Origin of the sequence: Paenibacillus wuxiensis (genome assembly GCF_040195695.1) — a bacterium.
GTDB lineage: Bacteria > Bacillota > Bacilli > Paenibacillales > Paenibacillaceae > Paenibacillus_B > Paenibacillus_B suaedae.
Map to the genome: position 1 here is coordinate 174,534 of NZ_JBEFZI010000007.1, position 20,956 is coordinate 195,489.

At 49.3% G+C, this 20,956-nt stretch carries 19 protein-coding genes; 13 read left to right on the top strand and 6 right to left on the bottom strand.

Annotated features, from left to right (window positions below):
* The first annotated feature begins 22 nt into the window (after window positions 1-22).
* From ABN764_RS17290 to ABN764_RS17330, 9 genes are all read left to right on the top strand, one after another.
* Entirely contained in the window at window positions 23-634 is a 612-nt protein-coding gene (locus ABN764_RS17290) for a flavin reductase family protein (protein WP_021256898.1), read from the top strand.
* Between the two features lie 25 nt (window positions 635-659).
* Window positions 660-1,595, top strand: a complete 936-nt coding sequence (locus ABN764_RS17295; protein WP_446672726.1) for a fumarylacetoacetate hydrolase family protein — start codon at window positions 660-662, stop codon at window positions 1,593-1,595.
* A 51-nt stretch (window positions 1,596-1,646) separates the two neighbouring features.
* Window positions 1,647-2,834, top strand: a complete 1,188-nt coding sequence (locus ABN764_RS17300; RefSeq protein ID WP_446672617.1) for a homogentisate 1,2-dioxygenase — start codon at window positions 1,647-1,649, stop codon at window positions 2,832-2,834.
* Window positions 2,835-2,895: 61 nt separating this feature from the next.
* A complete protein-coding gene (locus ABN764_RS17305; RefSeq protein ID WP_446672618.1) occupies window positions 2,896-3,624 on the top strand; it encodes a CoA transferase subunit A in 729 nt (242 codons plus the stop codon).
* Complete coding sequence (locus ABN764_RS17310; protein WP_021256894.1) at window positions 3,621-4,295, top strand: 3-oxoacid CoA-transferase subunit B; 675 nt, start codon at window positions 3,621-3,623, stop codon at window positions 4,293-4,295. Before ABN764_RS17305 ends, ABN764_RS17310 begins: the two co-directional genes overlap by 4 nt.
* Before the next feature lie 20 nt (window positions 4,296-4,315).
* The gene (gene hisC / locus ABN764_RS17315) at window positions 4,316-5,434 is read left to right on the top strand and encodes a histidinol-phosphate transaminase (RefSeq protein WP_446672619.1); all 1,119 of its coding nucleotides are present in this window, start codon (window positions 4,316-4,318) and stop codon (window positions 5,432-5,434) included.
* Between the two features lie 214 nt (window positions 5,435-5,648).
* A complete protein-coding gene (locus ABN764_RS17320) occupies window positions 5,649-6,827 on the top strand; it encodes an acetyl-CoA C-acetyltransferase (RefSeq protein WP_446672727.1) in 1,179 nt (392 codons plus the stop codon).
* A 241-nt stretch (window positions 6,828-7,068) separates the two neighbouring features.
* Window positions 7,069-8,181, top strand: a complete 1,113-nt coding sequence (locus ABN764_RS17325) for an NADH:flavin oxidoreductase (protein ID WP_446672620.1) — start codon at window positions 7,069-7,071, stop codon at window positions 8,179-8,181.
* A 94-nt stretch (window positions 8,182-8,275) separates the two neighbouring features.
* Window positions 8,276-8,509 carry a TetR/AcrR family transcriptional regulator gene (locus tag ABN764_RS17330; RefSeq protein WP_446672621.1) on the top strand — a complete coding sequence of 78 codons (234 nt, stop codon included), beginning with the start codon at window positions 8,276-8,278 and terminating at the stop codon, window positions 8,507-8,509.
* 209 nt (window positions 8,510-8,718) lie between these two features.
* On the opposite strand, the gene ABN764_RS17335 is transcribed toward ABN764_RS17330, so the two are convergent.
* A complete protein-coding gene (locus ABN764_RS17335; RefSeq protein ID WP_268625875.1) occupies window positions 8,719-9,348 on the bottom strand; it encodes a pyridoxamine 5'-phosphate oxidase family protein in 630 nt (209 codons plus the stop codon).
* Window positions 9,349-9,479: 131 nt separating this feature from the next.
* On the opposite strand from ABN764_RS17335, the gene pdxR reads away from it, so the two are divergent.
* The 3 genes from pdxR to ABN764_RS17350 all read left to right on the top strand — a co-directional run bounded on the left by pdxR (window position 9,480) and on the right by ABN764_RS17350 (window position 12,002).
* Complete coding sequence (pdxR, locus tag ABN764_RS17340) at window positions 9,480-10,964, top strand: MocR-like pyridoxine biosynthesis transcription factor PdxR (RefSeq protein ID WP_446672622.1); 1,485 nt, start codon at window positions 9,480-9,482, stop codon at window positions 10,962-10,964.
* Between the two features lie 160 nt (window positions 10,965-11,124).
* On the top strand, window positions 11,125-11,478 hold the full coding sequence (locus ABN764_RS17345) for a hypothetical protein (protein ID WP_174810894.1): 354 nt from the start codon (window positions 11,125-11,127) through the stop codon (window positions 11,476-11,478).
* Window positions 11,479-11,798: 320 nt separating this feature from the next.
* Complete coding sequence (locus ABN764_RS17350) at window positions 11,799-12,002, top strand: aspartyl-phosphate phosphatase Spo0E family protein (RefSeq protein WP_315745673.1); 204 nt, start codon at window positions 11,799-11,801, stop codon at window positions 12,000-12,002.
* An 86-nt stretch (window positions 12,003-12,088) separates the two neighbouring features.
* Here the strand turns inward: ABN764_RS17350 and ABN764_RS17355 are convergent, their stop codons facing one another.
* A complete protein-coding gene (locus ABN764_RS17355) occupies window positions 12,089-12,916 on the bottom strand; it encodes a hypothetical protein (RefSeq protein WP_446672623.1) in 828 nt (275 codons plus the stop codon).
* A gap of 192 nt (window positions 12,917-13,108) precedes the next feature.
* Window positions 13,109-14,362, bottom strand: a complete 1,254-nt coding sequence (locus ABN764_RS17360) for a M48 family metallopeptidase (RefSeq protein ID WP_268625871.1) — start codon at window positions 14,360-14,362, stop codon at window positions 13,109-13,111.
* A gap of 361 nt (window positions 14,363-14,723) precedes the next feature.
* On the opposite strand from ABN764_RS17360, the gene ABN764_RS17365 reads away from it, so the two are divergent.
* Window positions 14,724-15,779, top strand: coding sequence for an LLM class flavin-dependent oxidoreductase (locus ABN764_RS17365; RefSeq protein ID WP_021257802.1), 1,056 nt, complete (start codon window positions 14,724-14,726; stop codon window positions 15,777-15,779).
* 152 nt (window positions 15,780-15,931) lie between these two features.
* Here ABN764_RS17365 and ABN764_RS17370 read toward each other — a convergent pair whose 3' ends face one another.
* The 3 genes from ABN764_RS17370 to ABN764_RS17380 form a co-directional block, all read right to left on the bottom strand.
* Window positions 15,932-17,395 (bottom strand): RCC1 domain-containing protein, encoded by a 1,464-nt coding sequence (locus ABN764_RS17370; RefSeq protein ID WP_446672624.1) that lies wholly within the window; start codon window positions 17,393-17,395, stop codon window positions 15,932-15,934.
* Between the two features lie 213 nt (window positions 17,396-17,608).
* Window positions 17,609-19,111: a response regulator gene (locus ABN764_RS17375; protein WP_446672625.1), complete on the bottom strand. Its 1,503-nt coding sequence runs from the start codon at window positions 19,109-19,111 to the stop codon at window positions 17,609-17,611.
* The gene (locus ABN764_RS17380; RefSeq protein ID WP_446672626.1) at window positions 19,108-20,844 is read right to left on the bottom strand and encodes a cache domain-containing sensor histidine kinase; all 1,737 of its coding nucleotides are present in this window, start codon (window positions 20,842-20,844) and stop codon (window positions 19,108-19,110) included. The genes ABN764_RS17375 and ABN764_RS17380 overlap by 4 nt, the downstream gene beginning before the upstream one ends.
* Window positions 20,845-20,956 lie beyond the last annotated feature (112 nt).

A 20,956-nucleotide genomic window follows, 5' to 3' on the forward strand; every position in this document is an offset into this window, starting at 1 on the left:
CGCAGGAAGGAGTAGAAGCCGCATGAATATTACACCGCATGATCTGCATTGGAGAGACGCTTATAAGCTGATGATAGGCTCCATCCTGCCGCGACCGATTGCTTTTGTGTCCACGATCGATTCGAACGGTATGGCGAACCTGGCGCCGTTCAGTTTTTTCACAGCAATCTGCGCGGACCCGCTTATGATCTGCTTCGCCCCGATGCGCCGAGGGACGGACGGATGCAAGAAGGACACGCTCGTCAATATTGAAGCAACCGGTGAATTCGTGGTCAATATTGTTGGGGAACAGATTGTCGAGCCGATGAATGAGACAGCTGCTGAATTCGATCCTGAGGTGGATGAATTCCAAGTCACGGGCTTGACCCCGATCCCTAGCGAGCTCATTCGCCCCTACCGGGTTCAGGAAAGTGCCATTCACATGGAGTGCGTTCTCCATGATATCCTGCATTTCGGCGATCAGCCGGGCGCTGGCAGCCTTGTTATCGGCAAGGTCGTAATGATGCATATCAGCGACGAGCTGTATGCCGATGGCAAAATCGACATGGAGAAGCTGCTTCCGATTGGACGCATGGCCGGCCAAGTTTACACCCGTGCCGCTTCTGACACCTTCATATTGGAAAGAAAAAAGTAGTGGTATACGGAGAGCGGGAGGTTCTATGAAGTTCGTGACATTTGACACTGGAACCGGCTCGCCGCGTTCTGGTTGGCTGCGGGAAGGCTGCGTCGTCGACATGCATGAGGTCAGTGCAGGGCGGCTGCCGAGCGAATTGCTGGAATTTGTGCGCCGCCATGAGGATTATATGGAGGAGGCCGAGCGAATCGACAGCCGCATTGGCTCTGATGCGAAGGCAATGCTCGCGCTTAAGGGCATCTATCCGGTATCCGATGTCGCCTTGCTCGCGCCGCTTCCGAAGCCGCCGAGCGTCCGCGATTTCTACGCCTTCGAAGCACATGTGATCGGGGCGAGGCGGAGACGGGGACTTGATATCATGCCGGAATGGTACCAGTTCCCAGTGTTTTATTTTAGCAACCATCAGGCCATTGTAGGCCCGAACGCGCTTATCCGCAAACCGACCGCCACCTCCGCTCTGGATTACGAGCTGGAGGTGGCCTGCGTCATCGGCAAGGAAGGACGCGATATTACTGCCGAAGAGGCTGATTCCTATATATTCGGCTATTGCATCATGAACGACTGGAGTGCGCGCGATATCCAGCGGGAAGAAGTGAAGGTCGGCCTCGGCCCAGCCAAGGGCAAGGATTTTGCCACCTCGCTAGGACCCTATCTAGTCACCAAGGACGAGCTCGAACGGTATCGTACAGGAGAGCGCCATGACTTGGAGATGACGGCTCGCGTTAATGGTGCCGAGTTGTCACGAGGGAATATGCGCGACCTCCACTATACGTTCGGGGACATGCTCGCGCGGGCATCGTCAGACGTCACTTTGTTTCCTGGGGATATTATTGGATCGGGTACGGTCGGAACCGGCTGCCTTCTCGAACTGGGGCCGGAGGTTCACCGCTGGCTGGAGCCCGGCGATGTCGTCGAATTAGAGGTCACGGGACTTGGCTTGCTGCGTAATACCATCGGTTAGGCGAAGAAGCCGCTCAACCGGTATTGAATTGGAAAGAGGAGGATTCGTGTCATGGCCTATTACCGCCGAATGGGAGATATCCCTGGAAAGAGGCATACGATGTTCCGCAAGCCGGACGGCACCCTGTACCGTGAGCAAGTGATGGGAACGAAGGGGTTCTCTGGCATTCAGTCGATCTTGTATCACCATTATCCACCGACGGCTATCAGCAAGGCGGAAGTGCATGCCGTCTTCGATATTGAGTTCGAAGAGCAGGGGGCGCTTCGCCACCGTCATCTATTGACTGGCGATTGCATGGATGCGGACGACGCTGTCGCTGGCAGACGCTATATGCTTGGCAATGAGGATCTGCTAATCGCGACTGTGAACGTCGATCGGCCGATGGATTATTTCTACCGGAACGGGGACGGGGATGAACTGTTGTTCGTACATGAAGGAGAGGGTGCCGTGGAGACGATGTTCGGCACGCTCCATTACCGTCCAGGGGATTATATCAACATACCGATCGGCACGATCTATCGCGTCATACCGGAGCTGGGGGGCGGACGTACAAAGCTCCTGGTCGTGGAAACGAACAGTTGGATTACAACGCCGAAGCGCTATCGCAACCCGCATGGACAGCTTTTGGAGCATAGTCCGTTCTGCGAACGGGATTTCCGCGGGCCGGATAAGCTGGAGACTTACGCTCAGCTTGGTGAATTCGAAGTAAGAACGAAGTCTAGGGGATATATCCATCTGCATATATTCAACCATCATCCTTTTGATGTTGTAGGCTGGGATGGGTATTTGTACCCGTGGATTTTCAATATTGCCGATTTCGAGCCGATAACTGGCCGCATTCATATGCCGCCGCCGATTCACCAGACCTTCGAGGGGAATAACTTTGTCATTTGCTCCTTCGTGCCTCGATTATACGATTATCATCCCGATGGAATTCCTGCCCCCTATTTCCACAGCAATGTAGACAGCGACGAGGTGCTCTATTATGTCAGGGGCAACTTCATGAGCCGCAAGGGAGTGAAGGAAAGTTCCATTACCTTGCATCCATCAGGCATCCCGCACGGACCGCATCCTGGCAAGATCGAAGACAGCATCGGCAAAAAGGAAACGACAGAGCTTGCGGTCATGATCGACACGTTCCGTCCGCTGCGCGTTGTCAAGCAAGCACTGTCCTACGAGGATAGTCAATACATGTACAGCTGGTGCGAGGGGTCGCCGGAAGCATCTCGAACCGTGTAAGCTCGTTAATGACTGCAAGATGTAAGAGCTTCAAGTTACGCTGATGAAAGGAGCGCATGGCATGAAGGATAGGAAAGTCGTGCATTCCGCCGCTGAGGCGATAAAGGGAATTCAAGACGGCGCTACCTTGATAGTAGGTGGATTCGGCCTATGCGGGATCCCCGAGCTGGCTATTGCGGCGCTGAGAGACTGCGGTGTGAAGAATCTGACCGTTGTGAGCAACAATTGCGGCGTGGATGATTGGGGGCTCGGTCTCCTGCTCGCGAACCGCCAGATTAAGAAGATGATCTCTTCGTATGTTGGAGAGAACAAAATATTCGAACGCCAGCTTCTGAACGGTGAGCTGGAGGTTGAGCTCGTTCCGCAGGGCACACTGGCTGAGCGCATTCGCGCGGGCGGAGCCGGTATCCCGGCCTTCTATACGGCTACCGGTGTCGGCACGCCGATAGCGGAAGGCAAGGAGCTTAAAGAGTTCAACGGCCGCACATACCTGATGGAAGAGGCGATTGTCGGAGATTTTGCGTTCGTGAAGGCGTGGAAGGGGGATACGCTCGGAAATCTGATCTACCGGAAGACAGCCCAGAACTTCAATCCGTTGGCAGCAGCAGCAGGTAAAATTACGATTGCCGAGGTGGAGGAGCTGGTTGAGCCGGGACAATTGGATCCGAATCATATTCATACGCCTGGTATCTATGTGCAGCGGATACTTCACGGAACCGGATATGAAAAGCGGGTGGAACGGCGCGTTGTCCAGTCGGCGGCGCAGCAAGGAACGGAGGGATTCGCATGAGTGATGCACGTCAAGCCATCGTGCGGCGAGCAGTGCTGGAGATTGCGGACGGGATGACAGTCAATCTCGGCATCGGCATGCCGACCCTCATTGCAGGCATCATTCCGCCAGAGTTCGATGTGATGCTCCATTCGGAGAACGGCCTGCTCGGCATCGGGCCATACCCATTGGAGGGGAGCGAGGATCCGGATCTGATTAACGCAGGCAAGGAGACGGTTAGCGCTGTGGAGGGGGCGTCCTACTTCGACAGTGCCGAATCGTTCGCCATGATCCGCGGTGGTCATATCGATCTCGCCATTCTGGGCGGGATGGAAGTATCGGAACAGGGCGATCTGGCGAATTGGATGATTCCCGGCAAAATGATTAAAGGCATGGGAGGCGCCATGGATCTGGTGAATGGTGCCCGGCGCATCGTCGTCATTATGGAGCATGTGAACAAGCATGGTGAATCTAAAATTAAGCGCGAGTGCAGTTTGCCGCTGACAGGCAAACGAGTCGTCGATCGGTTAATTACCGATTTGGCCGTATTTGATTTTACCGAAGAAGGCATGGTTTTGATCGAGACACAGCAAGGAGCTGACGTAGAAGAGATTCGTCACAAAACCGAGGCGACGTTCCGAATAAGCCCAGCGTTGAACGCGGCGAACGCAACGCCTCGGGCATCGGAGTAAAGGGCTAAGGAGGAGCGTGTATGCAAGTGTCTGTCAAGATCCCGACAAGAAAAGAAATCGAGCCGCTCGGCGTGTACGTGCCGGGAAAACCGATTGAAGAGGTAAAAAGGGAGTTCGGCCTTACAGAGATCATCAAGCTCGCGTCCAATGAAAATCCGTACGGCTGTTCGGAATTGGCCGCTCAGGCTATTGTACGCGAAATGGAGAAGTGCGCCTTGTATCCGGAAGGAACCGCTCCCGAATTGGCGGCGAAGCTGTCAGCTCATCTGGGCGTGGAGCCTGAATATTTCATTGTCGGCAATGGTTCCGACGAAATTATCCGTTTACTAACGCGGAGTTATATCGCCGCAGGGGACGAGGCGATCATGGCCGATGTCACATTCCCTCGTTACGATACGAACGTTCGTATTGAGGGAGGCGTTCCCGTTGCGGTGCCGCTCATCGAGGGCGTTCATGATCTGGACGGCATGTTGAAGGCGATCGGCAGCAGGACGAAGATGATCTTCATATGCAACCCGAACAATCCAACCGGGACAATTGTAGAGCGAAGCGAGCTGCTTGCCTTCATCGAGCAGGTACCGCGTCATATTTTGCTGGTCATCGACGAGGCATATTACGAGTATGTATCCGACCCGGACAACTTACAGACCATACCTCTGCTTGCCAGCTATCCAAATCTGGTCATCTTGCGCACGTTCTCTAAGATTTATGGCTTGGCTGCGCTGCGAGCAGGCTATGGTATGATGCATCCGAGCATCGTGCAGGAGCTGATCAAGGTAAAGGAGCCGTTCAATTCGAATCGGATGGCGCAAGCTGCGGCTCTTGCCTCACTGGAAGATACGACGTTCGCCGAAGACTGTGCCCGGCGGAATGAGGCGGAGAGAACCAAGCTGGTTGCGGAATTGAAGCAGTTGGGTCTGTCCTGCTATCCATCGCACGCCAACTTCCTGATGGTGAAGCTGAATTGTTCTGGTGACGACGTATTCCGCTCGTTACTGGAGCGGGGCGTGGTGGTGCGCGCGGGCAGTTTGCTCGGCTATCCAGATACGATTCGTGTATCCATAGGGACGGAGCAGGAAAATCAGGTGTTCATCGAGGCGCTTCGGCATATTCTTGGTCCTTGCGTCAAATCGGTTTGAACCAATCGCGCGCTTCTTTATTGCTGACCTATGTTCGAACGGTTGGTATTGGGATATAACGAGCTATGTTTGCATAGCGATGACTTGAATGATTATCTATTGCACTTAGTAACTATCAATGTCTATCAGTGAATATCAATGTCTATCGGTAACTATCGGTAACTATCGGTGACTATCAGTGACTAAATAATGCATTGCAGATGGGGGTGGCGATCTGTCTGACGTTGTAATTGCAAGCGCTGTGCGAACGCCGATCGGTGCGTTCATGGGCGGATTGAGCGAAGTTCCGGCTGTTGAACTGGGAGCGCGGGTTATCGCAGAAGCACTGGGGCGAGCCGGGGTGCAGCCGGGATCGGTGCATGAAGTGATCATGGGCAATGTGCTGCAGGCGGGCAGCGGCCAAGGGCCAGCACGTCTGGCCGCAATGAAGGCAGGGCTTCCCTGTGAGGTGCCGGCCGTTACGATTAATAAAATATGCGGCTCAGGTTTGAAGGCGGTCATCATGGCTGCGCAGGCTATCAAGGCTGATGATGCAGATCTCATTGTTGCGGGCGGCATGGAAAATATGTCGCTTGCGCCCTATGTATTGGCGCAAGGCAGAACGGGATACCGGCTTGGGAATGGGGTAATTGAGGACAGCATCCTCAAAGACGGACTTACCTGTTCGATATGTGACATTCATATGGGCAAAACTGCGGAAAATATTGCGGCGAAATATGGCATTGCGCGAGAAGAGCAAGATGCCTTCGCTCTGACGAGTCAACAGCGAGCTCGCGAGGCATGGGAGCGCAGCGAGTTCTCCGCTGAAATCGTGCCGGTGGAGATTCGAACCAAGAAGGGGCTGGCGACGATTGAAGCCGATGAGCATTTCCGTCCTGATGTGACGGCTGCAGCCCTGGCCCGACTCAAGCCTGCATTCCAGGCAGACGGCACGGTAACAGCCGGAAATGCTTCCGGCATTAACGATGGGGCGGCAGCGCTAGTGGTCTGCTCTGGGCGTATGGCGAAGCAGCTTGGGCTGTCCGTGCTGGCGCGCGTCCGCGGCTATGCCTGCACCGGCGTGGATCCAGCCTATATGGGCATGGGACCTGTATCAGCCGCGCAGGCGGCGGTAAAGAAGGCGGGCATGTCACTGGCGGATATTGACCTGGCGGAAATAAATGAAGCTTTCGCCGCCCAATCGATTGCCGTCATCAGTGAGCTTGGGATCGATCCAGCAATCGTCAATGTGAACGGCGGCGCCATTGCACTCGGGCATCCGATTGGCGCCAGCGGCGCGCGTATCCTCGTGACGCTGTTGCATGCCATGAAGCGCAGGCAAGCAGCCACTGGGCTCGCCACCTTGTGTGTCGGCGGCGGCCACGGCGTCGCTGTCATTGTCGAGCAAGTGTAAAATATCAAACACGAAGCACCTCCGATACTCCTTGAGTCGGAGGTGTTGTCGTCTGATAGAGCTAAGGAAGAATAAACATGAATGAAGTCGTGAAGGGTCTAAGATGATATGGCTTTATCCTGTATCCGATGATGTGGACAAAATGGATCCATCGTGGTCAAGTTTAAATGTGAAATATTGTATAATGATAAAAGGCAGTATATTTCAAGCAGTATATTTCAAAGAAAAAAGGAGGAAAAGCATGAAGCAAACCCCATCAGTTGAAGCTTTGTTTAAACCTTTCTCGATTGGCCCACTAGAGCTGAGCAATCGCATTGTCATGGCGCCTATGACGCGCATGTTCTCTCCAGAGGGTATTCCAGGGGAGGATGTGGAGGCGTACTATAGACGTCGTGCAGAGAATGGTGTTGGGCTTATTATAACGGAAGGTACAGTCATTAATCATCCTGCAGCAGCGTCACACCCGAATATTCCGAGATTTTATGGAGAAGACGCACTAGATGGTTGGTCTAGGATCGTTCAGTCGGTACATAAGGCGGGGGGAAGAATTATTCCACAGCTATGGCATGTCGGAACCCAGCGCGCAGTTGGGCAAGCGCCGAATCCAGAGGCTTTGCCTATTGGCCCATCGGGTATAACAGCTGATGGCTTGAAGGTGAATGAACCGATGACGAAGAACGAAATTGACATGGTAGTGGATGCATTTGCTCAAGGTGCAGCAGATGCGCAAAGAATTGGCTTTGACGGTATTGAGCTCCATGGGGCACATGGCTATCTTATCGACCAATTTTTCTGGGAACAAACGAACCAACGAAAGGACGAGTATGGAGGCGGGATCGCAGAACGGACGCGTTTTGCAGTTGAGATTGTGAAAGCTTGCAGAGATGCTGTTGGCCCAGACTTCCCGATCATATTCCGTTTCTCTCAATGGAAAATAAGACCCTTTACGGCTAAATTGGCCTATACACCAGATGAGCTGGCTCAATTTTTATCTCCGTTGGTAGATGCCGGGGTAGATGTATTTCATTGCTCGACTCGACGTTTTTGGGAACCTGAATTCGAAGGTTCTTCTCTTAATTTAGCTGGATGGACGAAGAAGATTACAGGAAAACCTGTAATAACTGTAGGCTCTGTGGGATTAGACAGTGAATTTTTAAGTTTCTTTGCGGAGGGTAAAGGGGCCCAGAATGTAAACATTGACGGCTTGATCGAGAGACTTGAGCAAGCTGAATTTGATTTGGTAGCGATAGGCCGGGCTTTGCTCGTCGATCCCGCATGGGCTGCAAAAATACGTGATGGAAGAGTGGATGAGCTGCTTCCTTTTACCAAGGAAGCGTCAAAGGTATTATTCTAATATGTTCGTTTCCTACGTCTAAAGAAGCCACTCTTGGAAACATCCTCTACGTTGATGGTTATTATGAATACTTGTATAACTTTGGATGACATGAATGTCAATGAAAAGAGGGTTAGTCTTTTCTCCACGTACAAAGGAACAGGACGAAGAAATTCGAAAACAGCGAAAACAAGAAATATTGCAAGCAGCCATACTTGTGTATGCAGATAAAGGATATTCTGCTGCCGAGGTTGGTGATATCGCTGCAAAGGCCGGACTGGCGCGCGGTTTGATGTACCATTATGTTGATTTTCCACTTCTAGATACGACCGTATCGAGTTCCCAATAGACAAAGCTACTACATATCTATCTCTTCTAGTCGTTGGCTGTTAGACACCCACTGATAAATCATCTTGAAGCTGTGCACTCTAATAATGAAAAATTGTGAATAGCCCTGTTGGTTTATTCTGTACAAATGGTGTCGCGAAGACTTCCATTTTACATAAAATCCAACAGGGCTTTATTTTTAGTGTCTTACTTCGTATTAGAATTCGTCATCTAATCGCCGTCATTCTTCCGATGATGCGGACATAATGCTTCCATCATGGCTATGGTTTCCTTGTCCAGACCTTCATTACGGTTCAAAAGCCCATTCGACACGATTTCAAATTTCTCTTCTTTCATATTTTGCCCGAATTTATACTTGGCTGATAACTCATGCACGTTAATGCGGACAACGGAGGTGCTTTTGATCTGACCCGTATAGTCTGGATCCTCTGGATCAATCGGAGCATAGCCCCCCTCTGGCTGCAGCTTCTGCATAAAGGCGGTCAATGCTTCCGCTTTCTCTGTTAGATCCGACACCTTTTCCGCATGGCCTTTGATCAGAACCGATTTGAAGAATGCTGTTGCAGGGCAGGCCAGCTTCGCTTCAGTGAAATAGGAGGGAATGATTGCGTACTCCTTCGCCACAGAGAATGTAACACGCTGATCTGCCTTGATGTTCTTCATCTTGCGTCCTGATACGCTGCCGTGAAAATAAATAAAGCCGTTGTGATATACAAAATTAAGCGGGGTAAGCTCTGGCCATCCATCCTCATTGATCGTCCCGAGAATGCCAAAGCTCATTTCTTGCATAAATTGCTCGGTTTCCACTGTGTCCATGACTTCGAATTCTTTTCTTCGCATTAACAAGGGCCTCCTCCGATTACTCCATTCGATCTTGTTTGTGTAGTATTTAGCTTACCTCACGAATTGACAATGAAAAAGATCCAATTTAGATTAGTTTTACTAGACCATTGGTGATGGAGGATGAGTTTATGCAATTCCACATTCCTTACCATTCCTATCTGGATCAATATCCATCCAAACGCCTCGCACTGTATCATGCCATCCGAGATTCCATTGCCGCACAAGTCTTTGTAAAGGATACAAGACTGCCATCGAGCCGGGAAATGGCTGCCCTGTTCGGGCTATCTCGGGGAACTGTCAATGAGGTGTACGATATGTTGTCTGCTGAAGGTTATATTTCAAGCGGGGTGGGAAAGGGAACCTTTGTTGCGTTTCAGCCCTCAACCAAGAGAGGAATTGATACTCCCTGTCAAGAGCTGAACGTATTGTCCGACTGGGGGATGCGTCTGAAGGAGATCGAGGAACGGCGGGATGAAAATAGTGGAATGCGCATCAAGGCCGGCTTGAGAGTAGCGAATTTCAAAGAGTTCGGTCCTGGTACACAATGGTTTCCGGATAAAGAGTGGAATCGCAGCTTGTATGCGCAGGCCAGATTGCTGCACAGCAGTGACCGAATGAACCGATTGGTGTCCACATTAGGCGATGATAGGCTTAGAGACAATATTGCCCAATATATAAGACGAGCACGGGGCATAGCTGCTGATCCGAGTCAGGTGATTGTGTTCAATGGTTCGAAGCAGGCACTCGCTTTGACGGCACAGTTGTTCATTAGTCCTGGGGATCGCGTAGTTGTTGAGAATCCGGGATATACGGGAGCCATACATATCTTTCAGACGCTAGGGGCGAGCTGTGTTCATGCACCTATTGATGGACAGGGGATAATACCGGACGATTGGCAGGCTAAGCTGCTTCTTGTGACGCCTAACCGCCAGTTTCCGACAGGGGCTGTGTTGACAATGGAGCGTCGTCAGAAACTGCTCGCTTGGGCTTCGGAGAATAATGCGCTCATTCTGGAAGACGATTATGACAGCGTGTTCCGTCATCGGGGCAAATCGCTGGAGCCGTTGAAAGTGTTAGATAGTGAGGGTCGAGTCATCTATATCGGAAGCTTCAGCAATACGCTGCTCCCACATATACGCATCGGTTATGCGGTTGTGCCGACATCGCTCGTCTCCGTGTTCGCTAAAGCGAAGGGGGTATTCGAGCCGAATCCGAGCAACTTGCTGGAGCAGCGCACGTTGGCTTCTTGGATGCACAATGGCCAATATGAACGGCATCTACGAAGAATGAAGCGGGTGTATGGGAAGAAGTTCAAGCTGCTGCAGGATCTGTTGACGGCACATGTATCGCACTTGTTCCATTGGATCGAAGCGGATGCCGGATTAAGCATTTTCGGATGGTGGCGAGGCAACATAGAGCAATATGTCACGTTTCGTACAAAGTGCTCGGAAGAAGGCATTTACTGGTCTGATACCTGCATTCAGGAAGAAACTGGTAAAGGTATGAATCAGTATGGTGCGTACTTTTATTTCCCTCGAATGTCTGAAGACGACATAATTTATGGGGTTATGAAGATGAAGGAGGTTTGGGCGAGTCTGGTGGTGGAAGGATGAAGGCAAGTGTCAGTTTAGCAGACAGAATAGATAGTGCGAAGTGTTGAGGAGACGAACAGATTGTCTTCCCTTGCGTGCGAATCGAATTTTACACTTTCCCGGTTACACGGTCTTAGATCGACTTCACCCTGCATACAGTGCAAGGAGGGAGCGTGATCCAATGGTCGAGAATGAGAAGATAAAGAGATACTATAAGCTGAAGCAGCAGCAAAAGGAAATTGAGGATGAGCTGTCGGCGCTGCGAAGCGATATTATTCAATACTGTGAAGAGCAGGGAGAGTCAGAGATAGACGTGGGCAATTTCCATGTGAAGCTGGTTCAGCAACAGTATAGACAATATGATGATGCCAAGCTGTATGCGGCTCTGCCTGACCCGGAAGTATGGCGCTTGCTGTCCAAGCCGGATACTGCGAAGATAAAGAGCTTGATACAACTAGGTGTCATTTCAGATGAGAGCATTTCAGACACGTACAGCGTGCATCCGAAGGTATTGCTTCATGTGGATAAAAAGTAATTGATTTCGGGAAAATCGAAGGTAAGGGCATCGGCAAAGCAAGGATACTGTCGATGTCTTTTTGCTGTATGGAGCAAACGATGCTCATGGAGGGAATGTATCTGAAAATCGAAATTCATTTATTTTTCAGGAAACATTTTACATATATTCAACGTATAAGAAGAAACGAAATATATGAGCGTCATCGATAGAGTAGACAACATGGAGAAGGTTAGTAGGTTGCTAGATTTGCAATCAGCATTCGGGATGTTCTTCATTTACACACCGATTATGCGAGGTGATTCATAATGTGTTATCTTCACTGCCCCCATGATCTTCAAATGCTTGAGAAAATCGAACGACTTAAAAAGCAACTTATTTCGATTGTCAATGAAAAGAACGATTTCAAAGATGATGAGGTTGTGAGGATTAGTCAGGAATTAGATGTATATTTGCTGGATTATCAAAAAAAACGATTGTTCGCTTCTACTTCTACCTCTACAGTACCTACTCAGAAGCAGAGGAAAGAGTCGATGGCGGAGTAGTACGTGCAACCTCAAACTGCTGTCGACTCTTTAGACTCTGTAGACATCAATACAACAACTGGGTATACCACTTGGTAAGGTACAAACTACCCATATAAGTACCATTCGTCAATCCATGGATAATCCCCATAATGCTCGCGGATAAAATGAATCACGGAGTCAATCATCTCCCGTGCTCGCTGATAGCATGGATATTCATTCAGCTCCATATGAGGAATAATCGACCCTCCAGTCGGTATCACGCTCAAATAGGATACAATCCGTTCTTCCTGCAAGCTGCCGAAGCGGGTAGTAGATAAAAAAGTAGACAGCCACTTGTCATGTGGATAGCTCTTTCCATCCAAAATATAGGACAGCTGACATAGCTCCCTTACAATCTTGGAGCAGTGCAGACTAGTGGAAATCGCATCGCCGCGCTTCAGCGGATGCCGCATCCAATCGAGCGTAAGCTGCAAGCTGAGGTATAGAGGCTTGATAACCTTGATCGGATTGGACAAGAAGTGCGCAGATTGCTGCGCAATTGTATGCTTGAATCGAGACTCAGGATCATGAATAGGGATCGCCTGCTGGGATTCCCACACTTGCGGATAGTTATTTTCCTCGTAATATCCTTCTAACATCGTGAACGACTCAAAGTGATAATGGCCCTCCCAATCTCCAATCGGCTGGAATGCGCCATCTTCTGTCGTGCTTAGTCCTGCTTCCCGATATCCGCGAATAATCGCTTGCCGAATATTTTCGTCACAGAAGAACACAAAATCAATATCGGAATACTGATCGCAGTTGCCGCGGGATACACTGCCCTTCACGACAAGCGAACATCGATCCCAATAGCGGGTGAGGACAGGATGCTTGGATAGCTCATCGACATGTACATAGGCTTGCTGCAGTAGCTCCTTGCTTTTGTCATTCATAGATGAACCTTCTCTCAATCTAGTAATGTGAAGAAATGGATGCTCTTTCGATTGTAGTTCGAAGGAGAGATCAGTGCAAGGATATTGATAACGGTTTCAGCTGCGAACAGAGCCCTTTCGGCTTCCTGATAGAAATCGAAAGGGCTGAAATGTTTGCATCTGTTTACTACTATTTACTCATACCAGGCTCCATCACAACGCCGCCCGAATATCATTCAGCAAGTAGCGCTGGCTTATTTCCTCCAGGCGTGCGAACTCTTCTTCCAGCTGATTTTTCAGGTTGCTGTCAAGCACATATCGCGGTGTCAGTACTTGATGATGCTGTAGACTCTGTAATCTGTACGGTGTCGGTGGATGAGTGGAATCCAATTGTACAGTGATGGAATCGCGAATCCGTTGGATTCGTTTCTGCTCGCTTGCGGGGACATGCTCCATCTTTTGGCGGAATTCCCCGAATAAATCCGAATTAAAGCGGTAGCGTGCGATTTGTTCAGCCGTCAGCCAGAATACGGGAGCGAAGTGAGATTTGCTTAAGGCCGAGCATGCGGCATCTGTTCCTGCAATCTCGCCCGCGACTCGGTCGGCCAAATACTCGGCGCGCTGGCTCTCATCCCAGACCGTAATACCGAGCCCGTAATACAGGATGAATATCAGATTGGCCAGCAGCTGCTGGGCATATCGAAACGGTGTGGAGATAGGGCTGAGCACTTCGCCCTCTTCGCAGTATGGATATACGAAATCGTACCACGAAGCCATAATACGCCTCGCTGACACGATAAACCAGGAACGGGTCACATCCTTATGCGCATGATGTGCGGTCTCGTGGGCGAGGATTGCGATCTTCTCCGATAGACTCAATGCCGAAAATAGAGGTACTCCAATCCCAATGATTTTGGCCCGGCGCCAGCCGAACTTGGTAAAGTACGCATTGTATGAATTCGTCATCCGAATCTCGTCGATCGGAGGTGCTTGAACGGCCGCGGCAATGTCATCGGCGAGACGATACAATCCGGGATATTCCTCCCGCCGCAAAGGCTGGCCAGACAGTCTCCACCTGGAGGGCAGCATCAAGCCGATGAATAGTAGAAACGGGACAATGGCAAGCATGGTAAGCAATAACGAATTGCTATAAAAAAACCAATACACCGCAATAATCGGTAGGCTGAAGGTACCTGCAAGGATACATCCGGCTAACAAATAAGCGAGCGCTTTACGCCAGGTTAAGGGATACGTAATCCGCTCGGTGTGCAGATTCTCCTCAAGCAATAGCTGTGATTTTTTGACACCCATGCGGTAATTGAGCCGTTCCACAAGGCCCAGTGAAGAGATGGGGCGACAGTCCGGATCGATGTTCCAATTGCATTCTTCGCACCAGGTAACATACCCCGGCACGGATTCCATTTTGTGCCCGCATTCCGGGCAATACTCCATTGTATGATTGGTCATTTTCCCACTCCATCATGAAGGTTTCATAAAAGCTTCCTTATCATGTATCGGTAAATGACACCAAAACGTGAAGCGCATGGGAAATTAGGGAGGGGCAATCTGACGTCTGATCAGCATTGTAGTTCTGTCATCATAAAACTCAACGATGCTGCGTTTCTTCATGAATATAGTGCCGCTGCCATTCAGGGTTCCATGTACGATGGAACTCGATTTCTTTTTTATATACAGGGAATAAATGGAAATCCCATTTCCAACCTATGAAATCATGAAAATAAGTGATAAATTAATATACCGTCTACTATGTGCGTAAATATGAACATGAACATCGACACGAACATCAATGGAAAAGAGGAAATGGATAGTGGAACTAGGTATAAGCACGTTTGTTGAGACTACGCCTGATGTGAATACCGGAATCACGATTAGCCATGCAGAGCGGCTGCGGCAAGTGGTGGAGGAGATGATCCTCGCAGATCAGGTAGGGCTGGATGTATATGGGATAGGGGAGCATCATCGTCCGGACTTTGCGGCATCCTCTCCTGCGGTTGTATTAGCTGCAGCAGCAACTCAGACGACAAGAATTCGGTTGACAAGCGCAGTGACGATCCTGTCGTCTACCGATCCTGTGCGTGTATTTCAAGACTTTGCAACTGTGGATGGCCTCTCTAATGGTCGTGCAGAAATTATGGTTGGTCGTGGTTCGTTTCTGGAATCATTCCCTTTGTTCGGTTGTGATCTGAACGATTATGAAGAGCTGTTCGATGAGAAGCTGGATTTGCTGCTGCAGATTCAGAAGTCGGAGAAGGTAAGCTGGAGCGGGAAGCATCGCCCTGCGATTCATGAACTAGGCATCTATCCGCGTCCTGTGCAGGAGCATTTGCCAGTGTGGATTGGAAGCGCAGGAAGTCCGGAATCCGCGGTCAGAGCAGGGAAGATGGGACTTCCATTCGTTTTGGCGATCATCGGACCAGTGAAGCCGCTTGATTATGCATCTCAGGCTGAACTATACAAGAAAGCTGCTGCGGAAGCAGGCCACGATGTAAGCCGTCTAACGATTGCTTCACATTCTCATGGATTTGTCGCGAAGGAGCAGAAGCAAGCAATCGAGACGTTCTTCCCGTCCACATTTGCAAGAACGAATGTGAGAGCGAAGGAAAAAGGAGCTCCTCCTTATACGAGAGCGAATTACGACGCGGCTTGCAGCCCTGAGGGTGCTCTCTATGTTGGCGATCCCGAGACGGTAGCCCAAAAAATTATCGAGCTCCGTAAGCACGTAGGGGTTACGCGATTCATGCTGCATATGCCGCATGGCACTATGCCTCACGAAGAGGTTATGGAAGCAATACGGCTGTTTGGAACAGAAGTAGCGCCTCGTGTAAGAGAAGAAGTAGCACGCTGGGAACAAAATCAAGGTTAATCTGGATGCGAAAAGACGCTGCCCGAATGAGGCAGCGTCTTTTTTATCGTTTCTAACCGTAGTTTCCCGTAACCCAGCCAATACATATGTAGGTTTATGGAAATGCATGCTTGTTCATTTGAATCAGCCATCGATATCCTCAGTTTTAGTAATCATTTGTTCGATGTTTTTTCGTCGATATGAATTTGCAGCAGTTTGGGATTCCAGGTCACATGAAGACCAAGTCCTTTTTCTAACAACTGATAAGGTATGGAGGTAGTACCAGTTGCACCGACTAAAGGTTTCTCACGATCAATGAACCCACCGTCATAAACAATGCGATCTTGTTCATATCCGAAGGACAATGTTCGGCTCTTGTACGTTATAGAGTAAGGCAGTTCAACACCGTATTCTGCGTTGAACTGCAGCTTCGTACCGAGTGCCGCCGCGACTGTCGCTGCGGGGAGAAGCACGGTATTGGTTTGAATGAAAGAAGGATACCTGGAGTTGATGAGCTTGCCATTGACGTAAATGTCTGCCGTACGTTCTACAGGAACAGGGCTATAGACCATATTGTCTTTAAATTTCTTCGTTGTCCCGATCGAAGAAAACATATTTCCACCCCAGCCCCATACGTTTCCATCTTCCGCTATAGCTTGACTGTGGAATGCCCCCGCGGCTATCGCCGTAACTTTAGGCAAACCGGTTACTTTTCCCTGCTTTCCAGTCGGTGTCCGTCCTCCATAGCTGTACACTTCACCGGAAGTCGTTAATAATAGTTCGTAATCGTCATAAGTACGAATCGATTTTATCGTCAGCTTGGGCTGAACGGCGACAGGCTTCCCTTGTTCCTTGATTCTCCATACCTTTCCCTTCTTGTTCAGAGCAAGCAGGGAATGACCGGCAGAGATCATGCGAATATCAGAAAGTCCTTGGATTTTTGTTGGTTTTGCTGCGTCTGACCAACTCCACACCGTACCATCTTTTTTTACTGCAACTATTTTATTTGTGGAGGATTCAATTTGAATAACTTCGGATAGACCTTTCACTTGCACGGGCTTCACAGGAGCTGTCTCTGTTCCTTTTGCACGCGGCCAGTACCACACCGTCCCGTCATCGAGAACTGCTGCACCCCTATTGGATGTTGCGGTTGTGGAAACGGCATGCTTTATTCCTTGAATCTGATGTGGCAGAATGGAATGCTGGCGGCCGTCTTTAGAGTCTCCTGAGGCACCCCATGTCCATACGGTTCCATCGGCTTTCGTGGCCAAGTGATAACCTTCTCCGCTCGTTGAGATATGACGGATGTCTGTCAGCTCAAATAGTCGAATCGGATAGGAGTCGTAAATGGTCACTGTTTCTTGGATGCCCATTTCCCCAGTGAGATTGCGTCCCCAAGCCCATACAGAGCCGTCACTGCGCAGCGCGATAGAATAATAATATCCTCCCTCGACTTGTATGAATTTTGGCAGAGATTCTTTTGTGGAATTGGCTGCTAAGGAAGCACGGGCAGTCGGTGTTAGCGATGCGGTGAAAAGGATCATAAATGTGAGAACGACAGACAGCAATCGAAAGGTATGTTTGTGTCGTGATGAGGACGTGTGAGTAAGAGAGTCGCGTGTAATGGATGGTTGCATACGTTTTCTCCTTCCTAGTAAGAGGGATTTAGTAATATAGTAGATCAATATATTAACGATCCAAATTCGTATAAAGTTGCTAAGTCATTAAGTTGTTACTATGAAACTTCTCTATTTTAACTACAGGCTATGTTCCAAAGGTTGGCAAATGATTAAGTTGTTAACATGAAACTCCTCCGGCAGACGTTTTCATCACCTTATATCGCATCTTCTTCATTTTCCCTGTTCTTTAAGCTCTGATGGATAGCACTCATAATAGTCCCGGAACAGCTTTGCAAAATGGCGTGCACTGTAATAACCGACGGCTTCGGCAACCTCCTGCACTTTAAGATGAGGCTCCTTGAGCAGCAACTCCTTCGCTTTCAACATTCTTGTTTCCGTTACATATTTCAGAAATGGTATGCCATGCTTCTTATGAAATAAGCTGCTTAAATAATTCGGCGTCACATGGAACATATCCGCGATTTGCTTCATTCCAATGTTATGCATATAGTGCTCGTCAACAAAAGCAACGACTTGCTGCACGATATCTTTGTTCATGCTGTCATGACGTGGAGGCTGGATTATCATCTGATCCCCGAGACTTTTCAATTGCACAAACCAGCATTCTTGATCTTCTATCTTATCTATCGATATTCCAATCGAATAGGATATGGATTCTTGAATCCGATGAACAAGGGTTCCATCTGCCAAGTGTGTTCCACGCATTCTGCGAAGTTCTTTTTCCATGCACACGATGGCTTTAGAATAACCGTGATAGTCCTGCTGACGGAATGATCGGCATACCCTCTCCCCGAGATGACTTATAGAGAGCCATTCATGCTGCTGATCCAATTCGAGTAGGTCGTGAAGTGCCAACGTGTGCTTCATCGGGAACAGCATGCGAAGGGGAGCGATTCGCTGAAGCTCTTCCACCTTCTGCGCCGCTTCTTGAAGCTTCGCACACTCTTCGATCCGAATGGTAGTAATGGTAGGAGAGGAAGAAAACTCATCTTTACACATTTGCTGGACAGCATCCTCCATCTCCTTTTGAAACTCCACCGCATGTTGTTGATGTGCAGCCGGCCATGACCATACGATTGCAGGATTTCCGTCAGTGAAAGGTAATGCGACGGCATGGAGACTGGTGGTAAGAGATTGATTACGGATGAGCAACTGCAATTGCTCATGGAACTGCTGCTGCCGCAAAAGCGTCTCTTGTTCTGAGAGACAGCCGTCGAAATAGAACGCGCTGACTTTGTATCGACGTGCCCCAAGCTGACATAGGTCTGCTTGATTGGCGCTGCTGCCATGCATACAAGAAAGAATGGCATGTTCAAGCTTGCGATTGAGATCCAAGATGTGTGCATCATGGATTTCCTGCGCACGGATTAGGCTATCCTGAAGCTCATCGAGACTGAATGGCTTCAATAAATAATTGCATGCGCCAAGACGCAGCGCTTCCTTCGCATATTGGAATTCCGAATGGCCGCTTACAATAATCCACTTCGTATGAGGGGAGTTATCCCGACTCTGCGCGATGACCTCCAGACCATTCAACTTCGGCATCCGAATATCGACGAACACAAGGTCTGGCTGCCGCTCTGCCACATACCGAAGGGCTTCTTCTCCGTTACGGGCTTCTCCGATGACGTGGACAGGCAAGTTCAATTCAGCCAGCATACTTCGCAAACTGGCTCTTACCAAGGCCTCGTCGTCTGCCACTAAAATCCTCATGATAAGCTGTCCTCCTTCGAAATCTGAATCGTTACGCAAGTACCGATATGAGGCTCGCTTACAATGCTCAGTTGTGCGTTCGGGTAGACGAGCTTCAATCGCGAATTTACATTGGCAAGACCAACATGTGCTTGAGATTGCATCGCCTTCGCATCGAATCCAACACCGTCGTCACGCACTTCGATACAGATAAGCGGGTCGTTGTCTTGCTGCTTGATGGAAGCGGACACGTGAATGGTGTGATCTTGATCATCGGGTTCAATGCCATGGATGACGGCGTTCTCCAATAGAGGCTGGATGAGCAGTTTTGGAATACGGCACTCAGCAGCTTCATCATCATAGTGAATATGAATCGTCAGCCTGTCTTGGAAGCGAAGCTGCTGCAGCAGCGCATATTTGGTTAGAAACTTGAATTCGTGTTCGACCGTTGTCCATTGATTATCCTCTAGAATGTAGCGCAGCATGCCGCTCAGTGAAAGAATGGCCGTTTCCAGACTCTTCGTATCGCCGATGCGGTTCAACCCGATGAATCCAGACAGCACGTTGTATAGAAAATGGGGCTGAATTTGCGATTGCAAGGCTCGATATTCTGCATGCTGCTGTGCCAGAACCGCTTTATATTCGCGATTAATGAGCTCATCGAGCTGGATGACCATTTTATTTAACGAATGCCCAAGGTAAGACAGCTCGTCTGATCCTGCCCCTTCATAACGCGCCTGCATATTGCCATTGCGGACTTTCGTCATCACTTCTTTCATCTGCGTGATCGGCTTAACGATCCATTGCGATGAGTAGCGGAATACGAAAAAAGTGACAATGAGGCCGCCAATCGAAATGAATGCTGCCGTGATGTAAATCCAATGTACCTTTTGCTTAAGCTCGTCATTGGATAAGAATACGGTGATTTCCCAATTTGCTGGCTTGATAGTCTGGGCTACGGTCACGAATCTGGTGTCCTGTACGTCTTCATTCCCTCGGGTCTGAAGTTGTTTGAGCATTTCTTCGGTCAGCGGCTTGCCTGAATAGATTACATTTCCCATGTCATCCGTAATTGCGACGACAGAACTAACGTTAAATGGAATGTCCTTCGTGATCTGATCGAGTACATTCGTATCTGCATCGGCAGATATGACCGCGAGCGGCTGACCGGATTCTGGATTTTTAATTAATCGGGAAACGGAGAATACCTGAATGTTGGACGGGTTCGTTAAGTAGGTCTGCGAATGAGAACTGATGAATGCAGCTTTCCCATCTCTTTTCACTGCTTTTTGATACCATAATTCGTACTGGAACGGAAAGTCGGGAACGAGGTCTATGCTGCTGTTCTTGGTTGTGAGGTAGGCTTTCCCGTTCATCGTAATGATGAGCGTGCTGAGAATATCTTTGCGGGTATTGATTAAGTAATTGGGCAATGTGCCTGTTAAGGCGCGATCCGTCTGAAGCTTCGTGTATGCGCTTGCATGTTCATATACATTGTCGGCAATAATTTTCAGCGCCTGTATGACATTGTCATTCAGATAAGGGGAAGCCGTCAGCCGTTCCAAATCATCCAGATAGGTCTCGATATTGCCGGCCATAGCGCGCAGAGTTCCTGCCGTCAGCTTCTCCGTCTCTCTGATGAGCACGTGCTGGGCGTAGATGGGAAGAACAAATGCCAATATGACAAATGGAGTGACAATGGTCAGGCCATATACGAGCGTCAGCTTGGATCGTAGTGACTTGAATGCAGCCATAATCGCCAGCCTCCTTCACTTAAGTTAAAGGATATGTACTCCTTGCAGGTTCGTCAATACGAAAATCGACAGTGTAGAAATGAGCGGAGCAATTGTAGGTTTATAGCATATG